This window comes from Enterobacter sp. MGH 4, from assembly GCF_000534735.1.
Classification (GTDB): Bacteria; Pseudomonadota; Gammaproteobacteria; order Enterobacterales; family Enterobacteriaceae; genus Enterobacter; species Enterobacter intestinihominis.
Genome location: NZ_KI973294.1, coordinates 161,607 through 178,225, shown reverse-complemented (window position 1 = coordinate 178,225; position 16,619 = coordinate 161,607). Strand labels below are relative to the sequence as shown.

Here is a 16,619-nt window from a genome sequence, read left to right as displayed (position 1 = left end):
CTACGAACCGAGCGGTCGGAGGTTCGAATCCTCCCGGATGCACCATTTTTTACTTCATATTGCTTTTGAAGTGATATGAGTATCGAGAAGTACAGCAGTAAATCCCGATGCATCCGTAGCTCAGCTGGATAGAGTACTCGGCTACGAACCGAGCGGTCGGAGGTTCGAATCCTCCCGGATGCACCATCTCTTCTTGTGATCCCCTTCGATGTTTAGTTCTTAATCACTCTCATTGTTATCACTTCGCAATCAGCGACAAAAATCCCCTTTTACGATAAAGTAATGCTTTGTTAATCGTTTAGCGAGAGCACGATGTACGCACAGTATGACGGTTTGATCTTCGACATGGACGGCACCCTCCTGGATACCGAACCCACGCATCGTCAGGCCTGGACCGAAGTCCTGGGCCGTTACGGTATGCGCTTCGATTTACAGGCGATGATTGCCCTCAACGGATCGCCCACCTGGCGTATCGCACAGGCCGTGATTGAGCTGAATCAGGCCGATCTCGACCCGCACCAGCTCGCGCGTGAAAAAACCGACGCGGTAAAAGCCATACTGTTAGACACCGTGCAGCCTTTACCACTCATTGACGTCGTCAAGGAGTGGCACGGCCTTCGTCCTATGTCTGTCGGTACGGGCAGCGAGAGCGCGATTGCTGAAGCGCTACTCAAACACCTTGGCCTGCGCCACTATTTTTCTGCCGTCGTTGCCGCCGATCATGTTAAACATCACAAACCCGCACCGGATACCTTCCTGCGCTGTGCAGAATTAATGGGTGTACCACCTGCAAAATGCGTGGTGTTTGAGGATGCTGATTTTGGCATTCAGGCCGCGCGTGATGCCGGAATGGCGGCGGTGGATGTTCGCTTACTGTGAGTGACGCGCTGTCACTCGCTTCATTATTCGCCAGCAGTTTTTTAAGCTCCACCCTCTTACCGGGGAATTCGGAAGTGGTGCTGGTGGCGATGCTGTTGTCCGGCGTGAGTCAGCCCTGGTTGCTGGTCTTAATAGCAACAATGGGTAATAGCCTTGGAGGGCTGACTAACGTTATTCTTGGACGTTTCTTTCCGCTACGCGAAAAATCTCGCTGGCAGGAAAAGGCAGTGGGCTGGCTAAAACGCTATGGCGCTGCCACGCTGTTATTAAGCTGGATGCCTGTAATAGGCGATTTACTGTGTCTGCTGGCGGGATGGATGCGCATCTCCTGGGGACCAGTGCTCTTTTTTTTGTGCCTTGGCAAGGCGTTACGCTATGTTTTACTGGCATGGGTAACACTACAGGGTATGACGTGGTGGCACTAATTGGTGGAATGAATTCGCGACCTTCAATCGTCAACCATTACAATTATGCTGAGTGACAATTTTTTGACAGGCGGGAGGTCAAATTGATCCCGGACGTATCACAGGCGCTGGCCTGGCTGGAAAATCACCCTCAGGCACTGAAGGGGATTCAGCGTGGGCTTGAGCGCGAAACGCTGCGCGTAAATGCGGATGGTAGCTTAGCGACTACGGGACACCCGAAGGCGTTAGGCTCGGCGCTGACACATAAATGGATCACAACCGATTTCGCCGAAGCGCTGCTGGAGTTCATTACGCCAGTAGACGGTGATATTGATCATATGCTGACGATCATGCGCGACGTGCATCGCTTCACCGCCCGCAACCTCGGCGACGAGCGTATGTGGCCGCTCAGCATGCCGTGCTATATCGAGCAGGGGCAGGATATCGAGCTGGCTCAGTACGGCACCTCAAATATTGGACGGCTGAAAACGCTGTATCGCGAAGGACTGAAAAACCGCTACGGCGCACTGATGCAGACGATCTCTGGCGTGCACTACAATTTCTCTCTGCCGATGGCGTTCTGGCAGGCGAAGTGCGGTGAAACGGATAAAGAAGCGATCTCCGCGGGCTACTTCCGCCTGATCCGCAACTACTACCGTTTTGGCTGGGTTATTCCGTATCTGTTCGGCGCGTCCCCGGCTATCTGTTCATCGTTCCTGCAAGGGAAACCGACCACACTGCCGTTCGAGAAGACTGAGTGTGGCATGTACTATCTGCCGTACGCGACCTCGCTGCGCCTGAGCGACCTTGGCTATACCAATAAGTCGCAAAGCAATCTCGGAATTACGTTTAACGATCTGCACGAATATGTGGCAGGCCTGAAGCGGGCGATAAAAACCCCGTCGGAAGAGTACGAAAAAATCGGCCTCGAAAAAGACGGCAAGCGCCTGCAAATTAACACCAACGTATTGCAGATTGAAAATGAACTGTATGCGCCGATTCGTCCGAAGCGCGTGACGCGCAGCGGTGAAACGCCGTCTGATGCGCTACAGCGCGGCGGGATCGAATACATTGAAGTGCGCTCACTGGATATTAACCCGTTCTCACCGATTGGCGTTGACGAGCAGCAGGTTCGCTTCCTTGACCTGTTTATGGTCTGGTGCGTACTGGCGGATGCGCCGGAAATGAGTTCCGACGAACTGCTGTGTACTCGTGCCAACTGGAATCGCGTGATTCTGGAAGGGCGCAAGCCGGGTCTGACGTTAGGTATTGGCTGTGAAACGGCCCAGTTCCCACTGTCTAAGGTAGGGAAGGATCTGTTCCATGACCTGAAGCGCGTAGCCCAGACGCTGGATAGCGTGTACGGCGGCGAAGCTTACCAGAAGGTCTGCGACGAACTGGTTGAAAGCTTCGATAACCCGGAACTGACATTCTCAGCACGTATTCTGCGTTCTATGATTGAACAGGGAATTGGTGGCACAGGGCGTTCACTCTCAGCGGAGTACCGTGAGATGCTGATGCAGGAGCCGTTAGAGATCCTGAGCGAAGCGGATTTTGTGGCAGAGCGCGATGCGTCCGTTGTGCGTCAGAAAGAGGTCGAAGCGGCGGATACGGAGTCGTTTGAGGCGTTTCTGGCGAAGCAGGCCTGAACCAAAAGAAAAAGGCCACATCGCTGTGGCCAAAATATACATCTCTGAATTCAGGGATGATGATAACAAATGCGCGTCTTTCATATACTCAGACGCGCATTCTGTAGAAGAGTTCAGTTTATTTTAAAAAAAATCACTATCGGAGGTGACGTATGCCGTTATTAGATAGCTTTACTGTCGACCATACCCGTATGGAAGCACCAGCAGTCCGCGTGGCGAAGACCATGAACACGCCGCACGGCGACACGATCACCGTTTTCGACCTGCGCTTCTGCGTGCCGAATAAAGAAGTGATGCCAGAGAAAGGCATTCACACGCTGGAACACCTTTTCGCCGGATTCATGCGCGACCACCTGAACGGCAACGGCGTGGAGATCATCGATATCTCTCCGATGGGCTGCCGCACCGGTTTCTACATGAGCCTGATTGGTCAGCCTGAAGAGAAACGCGTCGCGGATGCGTGGAAAGCGGCCATGGAAGACGTGCTGAAGGTGAAAGAGCAGAACCAGATCCCAGAGCTGAACGTTTACCAGTGCGGTACTTACCAGATGCACTCTCTGGAAGAAGCTCAGGAGATTGCCCGCCATATCATCGAACGTGATGTTCGTGTAAACAGCAACGACGAGCTGGCCCTGCCAAAAGAAAAACTTCAGGAACTGCACATTTAGTATTGTGCCTGTGGATGCCCGGTGGCGCTTCGCTGACCGGGCCTACAATACTGATGACGACAACCACGGCCAGCTCCGCGCTGGCGACGCCGGTATCGCGATCGTTTTGCGGATGCACGCTGATACAGACGTCGCTGCGGCGGCTGAAGTGGTGGCAGAAATATTCGATCTGGTCGAGATAGACGTTCGGCGTGCTCACTTCGACGTAAGTCTGTCGAGAGCCAGCGCGTGGCGCGGGTGTGTTCAGCATGGTACGCTCCTGTTGTCTTTTCACTCTCGTGAATCAATTTCAGGCGCGCTGCTTTATCGGAACTGACAATCGCTGTCGCGTTTTGGACACGGTGCGGTGTTTTGCCGGATGGCGGCTACGCCTTATCCGGCCTACGTTCGTAGGCCCGGTAAGCGTAGCGCCACCGGGCAACCCGTGCACAGGGCTAGTGCGCTCCACCGCCCCCGCTACCGGCACCAAACGGTGGTTTGGCAAACCACACCAGCCCCAGCAGGACGATGAAGATCCCCGCCGATATCCAGAAAATCTCGTTTGCCGAGATAATCAGCCCCTGGTTGGTGATCTGCTGGGCAAGCCAGCCGGACGCCTGCTGCTCCGTCATCCCCATCCCCTCAAGCTGGCTATACATCTGCTGAGCGTTAGGGTTGAACGGGTTCACCGCTTCGGTCAGTTGGGCATGGTGCATCGCTTCCCGGTTGGTCCACAGCGTGGTGGTGATCGATGTCCCGATGGAGCCCGCCAGCGTACGGGTGAAGTTCGACAGGCTCGATGCCGCCGCCATCCGCTCAGGCGGCAAGCCCGAAAGCGTAATGGTGGTCAGTGGCATAAAGAAGCACGCCACAGCAAAGCCCTGAATAAACTGCGGCCACGCGGAGGCGCCAAAGTCCATTCCCGGTTCAAACGTATACGCGCGCCAGTAGAAGCACACGGCGTACATGATGAAGCTGAACGTCACCAGCCTGCGCATGTCGAGCTTATGGGCGAAACGGCCAATAATCGGCGACAGCAGAACCGGAATTAACCCCACCGGCGCGGAGGCCAGCCCCGCCCAGGTTGCGGTATAGCCGTACACCTCCTGCAACAGCTGCGGCAGCAGAACAATCGCGCCGAAGTAGAGCATATAGGCGAGGCTGATACAGAGGCAGCCGATGGTGAAGTTTCGCGATTTAAACAGCGAGAGGTCGACTATCGGATTTTCGTCCGTCAGCTCCCAGACAATCAGGAAGCTAATGGCAACCACGGCGACCACCGTCAGCACGATGATTTCCGTAGAGGCGAACCAGTCCAGCTCTTTGCCGCGGTCGAGCATGATTTGCAGGCTGCCGATGCCGACAACCAGCAGTGCCAGCCCGATGCCGTCGATCCGCCGCTGTTCGGTCCGCGTTTCGCGACCACGCAGAGACTGTAGCGTCATCAGCACCACCAGCGCACCGATGGGTACGTTGATGAAGAAGATCCAGCCCCAGTGATAGTTATCGCTGATATAGCCGCCGAGGATTGGCCCGCAAATTGGGGCGACAATCACCGTCATCGACCACAGCGCGAGCGCGATGGAGCGCTTGGCGGGCGGATAGTTGTTCAGCAGTAAACTCTGCGACAGCGGAATCAACGGCCCGGCGACAATCCCCTGGATGACGCGGAAGAAAATCAGCATCGTCAGGCTGCTGGACATGCCGCAAGCCCAGGAGGCCAGCACGAACAGGATCGTCGACCAGAGGAACAGCTTCACTTCACCGACGCGCTTCGCCAGCCAGCCGGTGATGGGAATAGAGATGGCGTTCGCCACCCCGAATGAGGTAATGACCCAGGTCCCCTGGCTCAGCGATGAGCCAAGGTTCCCGGCGATCGTAGGGATCGCCACGTTTGCGATGGTGGAGTCCAGCACCTGCATGAATGTCGCCAGCGACAGCGCAATGGTCATAATGACCAGCTGCGCCCCCTCAAGCGGTTTTTGCGGCTTTTGCTGTTGCATAACGCTCACCTTCGGCTTAACCGGCGTTTGCCTTCACGATGTCATCGATCAGCTTATTGACCGGATCGAGGCTAATTTCACGGGCGTTACTTTCATAAGCTGGCGTGCTGCGCACCTGGCTTGCGAGGATCTGACCGTCGCGGTTGGCGGTATCGACCGTCACCAGCGTGGAAAGGCCAATTCGCAGCGGATGGTCTGCCAGCTGCTTAGGATCCAGCTCGATACGTACAGGCAAGCGCTGTACCACTTTGATCCAGTTGCCGGTGGCGTTCTGTGCAGGCAGCAGGCTGAACGCGCTGCCGGTCCCCATGTCCAGACCGACTACTTTACCGGTGTACTTCACGTCATCACCGTAGATATCGCTGACCACGGTTGCGGTCTGGCCGATACGCATATGCGCCAGCTGGGTCTCTTTGAAGTTTGCGTCCACCCACAGGTTGTTCGCCGGAACGACCGCCATCAGCGGCGTGGTGGTGCTAATTTGCGCACCCGGCTGCACGGAACGACGGGAAACGTAACCGGTCATCGGGCTGACGATTTTGGTACGTTGCAGGGCAAGCCATGCGTTACGCACTTCGGTCGCCGCCTGTTTCACCGCCGGCTGGTTTTCCAGAGAGGTGCCCAGCACCATCGCCTGGTTGGCGTTGTACTGTTGGATCGCCACGTCCAGCTGCGCCTGTGCGCTCGCCACCGCATCGCGGGCGTGCTGCAACTCTTCACGGCCAATCAGGTTGGCGGTGCCGAGAGGAACACGACGCTTGAGGTCGCTCTGCGCCTGGGCCAGGGCCGTTTTCTGCACGTCGATATTGGCCTGAAGCTGTTTGCTGTTGATCATCAGCTGGCGGGTCTGGCGAACGCTGGAGGCCAGCGCCGTCTGTGCTTTTTCAAAAGCCTGTTGGGCGTCGGTCGGGTCGAGCGTGACCAGCACATCCCCTTTTTTCACAAAGTCGGTGTTGTCAGCCCAGACTTTCGTCACGCTGCCTGACACCTGCGCCATGATTTGAACCTGATTCCCTGCCACGTATGCATCGTCTGTCTCTTCAACATGACGCAAGACTAAAAACCAATAGATCCCATATGCCACGGCAATAATAATAAAGAGCAAGGTCAGCAGAATAAGGGCGCTCTTACGTTTGCCCTTCTTGTTGACCGGTTGCTGCGGGGGGGTGTTCTCCGCATTTGCGCTCATTGTTGTTCTCCACGATCTTTTTATTTTCACATCGGCTGAGCCGACCTGTTGTCAGAAAGGCCAGCAGTTTCACGTGCTGGCCTGTCAGTTTTTCTTTTGCAATCTGGAATGTTGAGCGGATCGTCGCGTTAGCGCAGCGCCTCAAGAATGACGCCATCTTCATCCATCTGGTCCAGACGGGTGAGCAGCTTGCGAGTAATGTGCTCAAGCTGGTCGCGCTCGGCGGTGCTGAGGGCAGACCAAAGCTGGTGCAGGCAGTTATGCTGCGGTGGCAGCACTTCGCGCAGGAATTCGTGACCTTTCTCGGTCAGTTGCAGATGCAGGCAGCGGCGATCGTTATCGCTCTCACGGCGCTCGATCCAGCCGCGCTTCTCCAGCTCATCAGCAATACGGGTTGCATTGGTACGGGATGAACCCAGCGCGCAGCTCAGTTCAGACGGCTGAATGCTGTGGTTTTCCTGAGACTCAAGCGTAATCAACGCCATAAACAACGTCTCGTTAATCCCTTGCGCTTTCAGCATCTTGTTACGATTTTCCAGCAGCTTACCCTGCATGTGCATGCACAGGCGGGTCAGCAGGATCTCCTGATACGGGAAGTCCTCATGACGACTGGCGCGGAACTTAAGCATTTGTTCAATGGGCGTAAACGAACTATCCATTTTGGGCATAACCTCATTAATTACAGCCGATATAGTAACGATAGTGACAAATAATGTAAATGAATTATTTGTGCGGTTATATCCGCCAAACGTATGTCACCATCAGAAAGCGCCGGGTAAATCCGTGACCCGGTGAGCACAGAAAGTGTGGGGTGTGTACCCGCGAAAGAGGGGATGTGAGGACAGGGGTCTGAACTATTCATGCCGGTAGTAAATATGTCACCCACAGTAAAATTTCTGGGATAAATGATTACCGTTACCTTAACAGATGCAGGCCCCCTTTACACCCCAGGGGGCCCAAAGCAATGTAAAACTTAGTGAATTGCTTCCTGGCGGTGATAGCCGCGCCACCATACCAGCAGATTTATCGCCGCCACGATGGCGCCGATTGCGCACACGCCCGTCCAGCCCGCATGCTGCCAGGCGGAGGCTGAGATTAGCGAGCCCGCCGCGCCGCCGATAAAGTAGCTGGTCATGTACCCGGCCGTCAGACGGTTACGGGCGTCTGGTTTCACGCGGTAAATCACGGTCTGGTTGGTGATATGTACGCCCTGCACGGTGAGGTCGAGTACCAGAATACCGACAATTAGCGCCAGCACTGAGACGTGTCCGTACCAGATAGCCGCCCATGAGAGCAGGAGTAAAACCAGCCCTGCGGAGGTGGTCATATGAGATTTACCTTTGTCGGCCAGGCCACCCGCCGGGCGCGCGCCCAGTGCGCCAGCCGCGCCTGCCAGCCCGAACAGGCCAATCACGCCTTCTGGGTAGTTAAACGGCGGCGCGGCGAGCAGAAACGCCATCGACGTCCATAAGATGCTGAAGTTGGCGAAGGTGAGACACCCCAGAACGGCGCGTGTGCGCAGGAGTTTATCCCGGGTGAAGAGGCTGAAAACGGAGGCGAGGAGCTGCGGATAGTTCAGGTGATTCTCCTGCTTCACCTTTGGCAGGCCGCGCCACAGGGCCAGCGCCATGATAACCATCAACACGCTTGCCACCCAGTAAACGGTGCGCCAGCCGCCGAGGCTCGCCAGCAGCCCGGCAACGGTTCGCGCCAGCAGGATGCCCAGCAGCAGGCCGCTCATAATAGTGCCAACCACTTTGCCGCGTTTTTCCGGGGAAGCCAACGTCGCCGCGAGGGGAACCAGAATTTGTGCCACCACCGAGAACAGCCCCGTCAGCGCGGTACCGATAATCATCATCGTTAACGACTGGCTGCTGGCGGTGATCAACATCCCGCCTGCGGCCAGCAGCGTCATGGAGACGATAAGCATCCGGCGCTCAAACATATCGCCTAATGGCACCAGGAACAGCAGCCCGGCCGCATAGCCGAGCTGCGCAGCGGTGACGATAAAGCCGGCGGAGCTGGCTGAAAGATCGAAAGCACGCGCGATAGTATCAAGCAGAGGTTGTGCGTAATAGTTGCTGGCGACGGCCAGTCCCGTTGCCACGGACATTAAAAGGATGAGTGCGGGGCTAAGCCCTTGAGTTGTTTTTGTCATTTGTTTCAGGAATCGTAAGTTAAGTGATTATTTTTCCGGAAACATAATAACCAATGATTGTGAATGTTGGGGGATTGTTACGTGGTGGATTGTGCGGTTTAGGTTGGGTGCGGTTTGATCCCCTCACCCTATCCCTCTCCCCAAAGGGGAGAGGGGATTTTATACACCCTCTCCCCTTTGGGGAGAGGGCAGGGTGAGGGGTAGTATTTTTACTTCTGCGCCTCAAGCGCCTCTTTCACCCAGCCATCGAACTGCTGCTGGTGGGCTTTGATCCAGCCATCCACGTGGCCTTTGATATCAGCTTCGGATGATTTACCCGCATGCATCATCGCGTTCTGGGCGTTAATGTCTGCCAGCGGCAGTTTCATCACCGAGAACAGCTTCGCCGCCGCCGGGTTTTTCTCGGCCCAGGCTTTGTTCGCCACGATATGCATGGTATTCACCGGGAAGCCATAGTTCATGCCGTTTGGCAGTTTGGTGTCGATATCTTTCTGCTCGCCCGGCAGGGAGGAGAAGGGCACCTGCAACCACACCACGTCTTTGCCCGGCTTCAGCACGTCGCTCACCCAGTACGGCGTCCAGGTGTAGTAGATCACCGGCTTGCCTTCTTTAAAGCGGGCGATGGTATCGGCCATCATCGCAGAGTAATTGCCGTGGCTCACGTCGACGGTCTTCGCCAGATCGAAGGCTTTGTTCTGGTGGTTAATCACCGCTTCACAGCCCCAGCCCGGCGAGCAGCCCATCATGTCGGCTTTGCCGTCACCGTTGGTATCAAAGAGTTTGGCGATCTTCGGATCTTTCAACTGTTCAATATTGGTGATGTGATACTTATCGGCGGTTTTCTTGTCGATCAAATATCCCTGCGCAGCGCCGGTCACAAAGGTGCCTTCGCGGTAGAATTTCTTGTCACCGCCTGCGGCGGCATACATATCGTCGTGCAGCGGCTGCCAGTTCACAGCGGTAAAGGTGGCATCGCCGGAGGCAATAGAGGTATAGCCCACGTTGTAATCCACTTCACTGGCGGTATTCACCGTATAGCCCAGTTTCTCCAGCGCACGGCTGACAATCTGGGTCTGGAAGGACTCTTCCGAAATGGTGCTCTGCACCGGCTGCACGGTAATGCCTTTGCCCGGCAGGTCAGCGGCAACTGCGCTGGTGGAGACAAGGGTCGCAAACGCTGTGGCAAAAAGTACGTTATGTCGCATCGTTGTTCCTTATTTTGTGAATGGGCGGGTGAGTAACCCGACAGGGCCGGTGGTATACCAGCGACGGTTGCCGCGACTGCGTGAATCACGACCGACAGCCTGGGTCAGGCGGTCAAGAATGATGGCGAGGATCACAATCCCGACGCCGCCGACGGTCGCCAGCCCCATATCGAGACGGCCAATGCCGCGCAGTACCATCTGACCTAACCCGCCAACGGCAATCATTGAGGCGATCACCACCATCGACAGCGCCAGCATCAGCGTCTGGTTAACACCTGCCATAATGGTCGGCATCGCCAGCGGAAGCTGAACCTTAAACAGCATCTGACGCGGGCTGGCGCCAAACGAGCGTGATGCCTCTATCAGATCCGCAGGCACCTGGTTAATGCCCAGAATGGTCAGGCGAATAATCGGCGGCAGGGCGAAGATAATGGTCACGACCACCCCCGGTACGTTACCGATGCCGAACAGCATCACGATAGGCACCAGGTAAACGAACGCTGGCGTGGTCTGCATTGCATCCAGCAGCGGGCGGATAATTTTTGCGGCCCGCGGGCTGCGCGCCAGCCAGATCCCCATCGGCAGGCCGATCGCCACGCAGAACAGCAGGGCGGTCAGCACCAGCGCCAGGGTGATCATCGCCTGAGACCACGCGCCAATCGCGCCGATGGCAATCAGGGAGATCAGCGTGGCGATCCCCATACCCGCGCTGCCGAACTGCCATGCGATCAGCGAGAACAGGATAATCGCCACCGGCGCGGGCATGCCCAGCATCAGCTGCTGGAAGCCGTTCAGGATGTAATCCACCGGGATACGGATCCCCTGGAACACCGGACGGAAGTGGGTAACGACCCAGTCGATCCCCTCCGTTACCCAGCTATCCAGCGGGATCAGCGTCTTGTGGAACGGATCCATAATATTGAAATGCTCTGGGGCAGGCGCCGGTGCGCTGTTGAGCCAGTCTGCCGCGCCGCCGCCATCGGCAGGCGCAGGCGTCGACCCCCACGCATCGGCAGATTGCGCCGCGCTGTCCGCTGCTTCAGTGGTGCCCCATGGGTTTGATTGATCAGCCATTGTTTGTCCCCTCGCGATCTAAAGCCTGTAGCAGCATCCGTTTTGAGATGATGCCAACGTACTGTTGTTCTTCACCGACAACCGGCACGGCGCACGGCGCCTGACCCACGTGAGAGAGCAACTCGCTGAGCGGCGTTTCGGCGTCCACGGCAAGCGGAGCGTCAATCAACGCCGCATCGATTCCCTGGTTTTCGCTCAGGGCGGTTTTCAGGGAGTCGATGGAGACAACGCCGACAAATTTATTGCCGCGTTCAACCAGATAACCGTATTCACGGTCTTCGTCCTGCAACAGCTTCAGCGCGGAGCGCGGACCAAAACCTGGCGTTTTTCGAATAATGCCGTTTGGTGTTCGACGGGCAATATCTTTCGCACTGAATACGTGGCTAATATCCACGCCGCGGAAGAAGGTGCGCACATAATCATTCGCCGGATTATTGAGAATTTCATCCGGTGTGCCGACCTGCACCACTTCACCATTTTGCATAATGGCGATACGGTCGCCAATACGCATGGCTTCATCCAGATCGTGAGAAATAAAAACAATGGTGCGCTGATGTTTGGCCTGTAATTTTACCAGCTCATCCTGCATCTCGGTGCGAATTAAGGGATCGAGCGCCGAGAAGGCTTCGTCCATTAATAAAATATCCGGATTAATCGCTAATGCGCGCGCTAATCCTACGCGCTGACGCATACCGCCGGAGAGCTCATCCGGATACGCATGAGCATAATTTTCCAGCCCGACCTGACGCAGTGCATCAAGGGCTTTTTCCTGACGTTCCTGAGCGGGCGTGCCGGCTAACTCCATGCCAAAGGCGGTATTATCGAGTACCGTCATGTGCGGCATCAGTGCAAATGACTGAAACACCATCGCAATTTTCTTTCTGCGCACCTCGCGGAGTTCCGCGTCTGATATTCTGGCGATATCAACGCCGTCAATCAGCACCTGTCCGCGGGTGGGTTCAATCAGGCGATTGAGAAGGCGAACCATAGTGGATTTACCCGAACCGGATAATCCCATGATGACAAAAATCTCGCCTTCTTCAATGGCCAGACAGGCGTCTTTAACGCCAAGCGATAGCCCGGTTTTTTCCAGAATTTGCTCTTTCGAAAGGCCTTTCTCAATATATTTGAAAGCACGCTGCGGGTGCTCGCCAAATACTTTATAAAGATTTTTCACTTCTAATTTAATTGCCATGCAATAGAGAGTGTCCTGTTATTTGTTTATGTCGATATGATTACCATGGTAAATAGTTAACTGGCATTACCCTAACATACTCAGAATCTGAGACAACCCTGGACCTGCCTGAGGTCGGAATTTTACCGCAAGCGAAACGGCTGAATTTCCCATGAATAAAGGGCTGAGGGCGCTTTGAATTTTTCTCAATTTTTTGCTACTGCATGGGAGAATTTCGCCTGAATCGGTGTGATTCAGGCGAATATGAAGGAGAAATTACAGTGTAGTACGTAGTGGAATATTCGGCTGAAAATAATGAAATGTAGAGTTAATTAATGAACGTTAATTCATTCATTAAAAATCCCAGTCCTCGTCTTGCGTCTCCACCGCTTTACCCATCACGTACGACGAGCCGGACCCGGAAAAGAAGTCGTGGTTTTCATCGGCGTTGGGCGACAGCGCCGCGAGGATCGCCGGGTTCACTTCCGCCATTTCCGGTGGGAATAACGCTTCGTAGCCCAGGTTCATCAGCGCCTTGTTGGCGTTGTAGCAGAGGAAGGCTTTTACGTCCTCTTCCCAGCCCGTTCCGGCGTACAGCTCCTCGGTATAGCTCAGCTCGTTGTCATACAGATCCATCAGTAAATCGAGGGCAAAACCTTTGAGTTCCTCGCGTTTTTCCGGGGTGACTTTCTCCAGTCCTTTCTGGTACTTATAGCCGATGTAATACCCGTGTACCGCTTCATCGCGGATGATGAGGCGAATCAAATCGGCGGTATTAGTGAGCTTGCCCCGGCTCGACCAGTACATGGGCAGCCAGAAGCCGGAATAGAAGAGAAAAGATTCCAGGAACACGCTGGCGATCTTCTTCTTCAGCGGCTCGTCGGCCCGGTAATATTCCAGCACCAGATCTGCCTTGCGCTGCAATGACGCGCTCTCTTCGCTCCAGGCGTAGGCCGCGTCCACGTCTCTGGTCTGGCACAGGGTGGAGAAAATCGAGCTGTAAGAGCGGGCATGGACCGCCTCCATAAAGCTGATATTCGACATTACCGCCTCTTCGTGCGGGGTCAGCGCATCACTCATCAGCGCGGGCGCACCCACGGTATTCTGAATGGTGTCCAGCAGCGTCAGGCCGGTAAAGACGCGGATTGTCAGCTGCTGCTCGGCATGGCTCAGGGTTTGCCAGGCCGGAATATCGTTGGAGAGCGGCACCTTTTCCGGCAGCCAGAAGTTGCTGGTCAGGCGGTTCCAGACCTCCAGGTCTTTATCATCCTGAATTTTGTTCCAGTTAACGGCACTTACGCGTGACAGTTTCATCCTTTCTCCTTACAGCGCGCAGGACACGCAGCCTTCAATTTCGGTACCTTCCAGCGCGAGCTGGCGCAGGCGAATGTAGTACAGCGTTTTGATGCCTCTCTTCCAGGCGTAGATCTGCGCTTTATTGATGTCCCGCGTGGTGGCGGTGTCCGGGAAGAAGAGCGTCAGCGACAGCCCCTGGTCCACATGTCTGGTCGCCTCGGCGTAGGTATCAATGATCTTTTCCGGGCCGATCTCATAGGCGTCCTGGTACAGAGCCAGATTCTCGTTAGTCATAAACGGGGCAGGGTAGTAGACGCGTCCGGTTTTGCCTTCCTTGCGGATTTCAATCTTCGACACGATCGGATGGATGCTCGACGTGGCATGATTTATATAGGAAATGGAGCCGGTTGGAGGAACCGCCTGAAGGTTCTGGTTATAGATGCCGTAGTGCATCACATCCTCACGCAGCTGTTGCCACATCTCACGCGTCGGCAGGGTAATGCCGGCGCGGTCGAAAAGCGCGCGTACTTTTTCGGTTTTCTGCTGCCAGTCGCCTTCCAGATACTGGCTGAAATACTCTCCACTGGCGTAGCGGGACTGCTCAAAGCCTGCGAACCGCTGGTTGCGTTCGCGCGCCAGCATCATTGAGGTATGCAGCGCATGCCAGGTGATGGTATAGAAATAAAGGTTGGTGAAATCCAGCCCTTCCGGGCTGCCGTAGGCGATACCCTCCCGCGCCAGATAGCCGTGCAGGTTCATCTGCCCAAGGCCGATGGCATGCGACGCGGCGTTGCCCGCCTCAATGGACGGTACGCTGCGGATGTGGCTCATGTCCGATACCGCCGTCAGCCCGCGAATGGCGGTCTCTACCGTGCGGCCAAAATCGGGGGAATCCATGGTGTGGGCAATATTCAGCGAACCGAGATTGCAGGAGATATCTTTGCCGATATCCGCGTAGTCGAGGTTCTCGTCGTAACTGGACGCGCTGTTGACCTGCAAAATCTCCGAGCACAGATTGCTCATGTTGATGCGCCCGGCAATCGGGTTGGCGCGGTTCACCGTATCCTCGTACATGATGTACGGGTACCCGGACTCAAACTGAATTTCGGCCAGCGTCTGGAAAAAGTCGCGGGCGTTAATGTATTTCTTACGAATGCGCTCGTCCGCCACCAGTTCGTCATACAGTTCGCTGATGGCCACATCGCCAAAGGCTTTGCCGTAGATACGCTCGACGTCATACGGCGAGAAAAGCGCCATGTCGGCATTTTCTTTGGCCAGCTTAAACGTGATATCCGGGATCACCACGCCGAGCGACAGGGTTTTAATGCGGATCTTTTCGTCGGCGTTTTCACGTTTGGTATCCAGAAAACGCAGAATGTCCGGATGATGCGCGTGCAGATAAACCGCGCCCGCGCCCTGACGTGCGCCAAGCTGGTTGGCGTATGAGAAGGCATCTTCCAGCATCTTCATCACCGGGATGACGCCGGAGGACTGATTTTCGATGCGCTTGATCGGCGCGCCCGCTTCCCGCAGGTTCGAAAGCAGAAATGCCACGCCGCCGCCGCGTTTCGACAGCTGTAGCGCCGAATTCACCGCACGGCCAATCGACTCCATATTGTCTTCAATACGCAGCAGGAAGCAGGAGACCAGCTCGCCGCGCTGGGCTTTGCCGCAGTTAAGGAAGGTTGGCGTGGCAGGCTGGAAGCGGCCTGAGAGGATCTCCTCCGTCAGCCTTTCGGCCAGGGCTTCATCGCCCTGCGCCAGCGTCAGGGCTACCATCACCACCCGATCTTCAAAGCTTTCTAAATAGCGTTTGCCGTCGAAGGTTTTCAGGGTGTAGCTGGTGTAATACTTCCACGCGCCGAGAAACGTCTGGAAGCGAAAACCGCTGGCGTGCGCCCGTTCAAACAATGCCACCGCGAAGGCGCGGTCGTAGCGGGTCAGGACGCGCTCTTCGTAATAACCCTCTTTTACCAGCCAGTCGAGACGTTCCTGCTGGCTGCCAAAGACGACGCTGTTCGGGCGTACATGAGCGGCAAAAAAGGCGTCCACCGCCTCACGATCTTTGCCAAACTGAATGCGCCCCTCCCGGTCATAGAGGTTTAGCATGGCGTTTAATGCATGGTAATCCGGCGTCGCCTGAATCACGCGCTCTGCGGTTGTCGTTGCCAAAATTCGTTCACTCCTTTACGCACGTTCTCTACGTCCTGCTGTGTCCCCATCAGTTCAAAACGATAGAGATACGGCACGCCGCATTTTTGAGAGATGACATCCCCGGCGCGGGCAAAGGCCTCGCCGAAGTTACGATTGCCTGCCGCGATCACGCCGCGAATCAGCTGCCGGTTATGGGGATCGTTCAGAAAGCGGATCACCTGACGAGGCACAGCCCCCGCGGTGCCGCCACCGCCATAGCTGGGCACTACCAGAATGTAGGGTTCGTCTACCTGAATACGCTCCCGCTCGTTCAGCGGAATGCGAATCGCGGGCAGCCCGAGACGCTCCATAAACCGAAGCGTGTTTTCCGAGCTGCTGGAAAAGTAGACCAGCCTGCTCATGCACTGACGCCCTGAGCGGCAAGGCGGTTGATCATGTCCGGACGAAAGCCAGACCAGCTGGTGTCGCCAGCAACCACGACCGGAAGCTGACGGAAACCCTGCGCCCGCAGGGTGTCTGCCGCGTCGGGCACCTGATCAATATTGACCATCTCAAATGCCACGCCGCGGCTCTCCATCGCCCGTTTCGTGGCGTGGCACTGAACACAATCGTTACGAGTGTAAATAATAATGCTCATGATTCGTATTTCCATTTAGAATGAGAGAACGGCGCGAGTAAACGCGTCATGTTGTGTCTGTCTTGCTAAAGGGAATACTAGATGTAGTTGAGATAACTTTCAACCACACAAGATATGGGAAATTCAGATTGATAAGGCCCCAATGATGAG

Annotated in this window: 15 protein-coding genes, 1 tRNA gene and 1 pseudogene; 5 read left to right on the top strand and 12 right to left on the bottom strand. The window is 55.7% G+C overall.

Going from position 1 to position 16,619, the window contains the following annotated elements; translation table 11 throughout:
- Positions 1–109 precede the first annotated feature (109 nt).
- The 5 genes from L350_RS07425 to luxS all read left to right on the top strand — a co-directional run bounded on the left by L350_RS07425 (position 110) and on the right by luxS (position 3,600).
- Positions 110–186, top strand: a tRNA-Arg gene (locus L350_RS07425).
- Positions 187–312: 126 nt separating this feature from the next.
- Complete coding sequence (gene yqaB, locus L350_RS07430) at positions 313–879, top strand: fructose-1-phosphate/6-phosphogluconate phosphatase (RefSeq protein ID WP_023306805.1); 567 nt, start codon at positions 313–315, stop codon at positions 877–879.
- Positions 876–1,304, top strand: coding sequence for a YqaA family protein (locus L350_RS07435; protein WP_017692791.1), 429 nt, complete (start codon positions 876–878; stop codon positions 1,302–1,304). Before yqaB ends, L350_RS07435 begins: the two co-directional genes overlap by 4 nt.
- Positions 1,305–1,387: 83 nt before the next feature.
- Positions 1,388–2,932 carry a glutamate--cysteine ligase gene (gene gshA, locus L350_RS07440; protein ID WP_022649137.1) on the top strand — a complete coding sequence of 515 codons (1,545 nt, stop codon included), beginning with the start codon at positions 1,388–1,390 and terminating at the stop codon, positions 2,930–2,932.
- Between the two features lie 152 nt (positions 2,933–3,084).
- Positions 3,085–3,600 (top strand): S-ribosylhomocysteine lyase, encoded by a 516-nt coding sequence (gene luxS, locus L350_RS07445; RefSeq protein WP_003862180.1) that lies wholly within the window; start codon positions 3,085–3,087, stop codon positions 3,598–3,600.
- A gap of 61 nt (positions 3,601–3,661) precedes the next feature.
- Here the strand turns inward: luxS and L350_RS24755 are convergent.
- The 12 genes and pseudogenes from L350_RS24755 to nrdH form a co-directional block, all read right to left on the bottom strand.
- Positions 3,662–3,805: pseudogene (locus L350_RS24755) on the bottom strand (hypothetical protein); the annotation flags it as partial.
- A 229-nt stretch (positions 3,806–4,034) separates the two neighbouring features.
- The gene (emrB, locus tag L350_RS07450; RefSeq protein WP_022649134.1) at positions 4,035–5,582 is read right to left on the bottom strand and encodes a multidrug efflux MFS transporter permease subunit EmrB; all 1,548 of its coding nucleotides are present in this window, start codon (positions 5,580–5,582) and stop codon (positions 4,035–4,037) included.
- A 16-nt stretch (positions 5,583–5,598) separates the two neighbouring features.
- Positions 5,599–6,771: a multidrug efflux MFS transporter periplasmic adaptor subunit EmrA gene (emrA, locus tag L350_RS07455; RefSeq protein ID WP_022649133.1), complete on the bottom strand. Its 1,173-nt coding sequence runs from the start codon at positions 6,769–6,771 to the stop codon at positions 5,599–5,601.
- Positions 6,772–6,899: 128 nt separating this feature from the next.
- The gene (emrR, locus tag L350_RS07460; protein WP_017694792.1) at positions 6,900–7,430 is read right to left on the bottom strand and encodes a multidrug efflux transporter EmrAB transcriptional repressor EmrR; all 531 of its coding nucleotides are present in this window, start codon (positions 7,428–7,430) and stop codon (positions 6,900–6,902) included.
- 314 nt (positions 7,431–7,744) lie between these two features.
- On the bottom strand, positions 7,745–8,929 hold the full coding sequence (locus L350_RS07465; protein ID WP_032625930.1) for an MFS transporter: 1,185 nt from the start codon (positions 8,927–8,929) through the stop codon (positions 7,745–7,747).
- 209 nt (positions 8,930–9,138) lie between these two features.
- Positions 9,139–10,134, bottom strand: a complete 996-nt coding sequence (proX, locus tag L350_RS07470; RefSeq protein WP_017382774.1) for a glycine betaine/L-proline ABC transporter substrate-binding protein ProX — start codon at positions 10,132–10,134, stop codon at positions 9,139–9,141.
- Positions 10,135–10,143: 9 nt separating this feature from the next.
- Complete coding sequence (proW, locus tag L350_RS07475) at positions 10,144–11,208, bottom strand: glycine betaine/L-proline ABC transporter permease ProW (protein ID WP_022649132.1); 1,065 nt, start codon at positions 11,206–11,208, stop codon at positions 10,144–10,146.
- The gene (gene proV, locus L350_RS07480; protein WP_032625928.1) at positions 11,201–12,403 is read right to left on the bottom strand and encodes a glycine betaine/L-proline ABC transporter ATP-binding protein ProV; all 1,203 of its coding nucleotides are present in this window, start codon (positions 12,401–12,403) and stop codon (positions 11,201–11,203) included. Before proV ends, proW begins: the two co-directional genes overlap by 8 nt.
- Before the next feature lie 333 nt (positions 12,404–12,736).
- A complete protein-coding gene (gene nrdF, locus L350_RS07485) occupies positions 12,737–13,696 on the bottom strand; it encodes a class 1b ribonucleoside-diphosphate reductase subunit beta (protein WP_022649130.1) in 960 nt (319 codons plus the stop codon).
- A gap of 9 nt (positions 13,697–13,705) precedes the next feature.
- Positions 13,706–15,850: a class 1b ribonucleoside-diphosphate reductase subunit alpha gene (gene nrdE / locus L350_RS07490; RefSeq protein WP_032625927.1), complete on the bottom strand. Its 2,145-nt coding sequence runs from the start codon at positions 15,848–15,850 to the stop codon at positions 13,706–13,708.
- Positions 15,823–16,233: a class Ib ribonucleoside-diphosphate reductase assembly flavoprotein NrdI gene (gene nrdI, locus L350_RS07495; RefSeq protein ID WP_022649128.1), complete on the bottom strand. Its 411-nt coding sequence runs from the start codon at positions 16,231–16,233 to the stop codon at positions 15,823–15,825. Before nrdI ends, nrdE begins: the two co-directional genes overlap by 28 nt.
- Positions 16,230–16,469 (bottom strand): glutaredoxin-like protein NrdH, encoded by a 240-nt coding sequence (gene nrdH / locus L350_RS07500; RefSeq protein ID WP_017382770.1) that lies wholly within the window; start codon positions 16,467–16,469, stop codon positions 16,230–16,232. Before nrdH ends, nrdI begins: the two co-directional genes overlap by 4 nt.
- Positions 16,470–16,619: the final 150 nt, after the last annotated feature.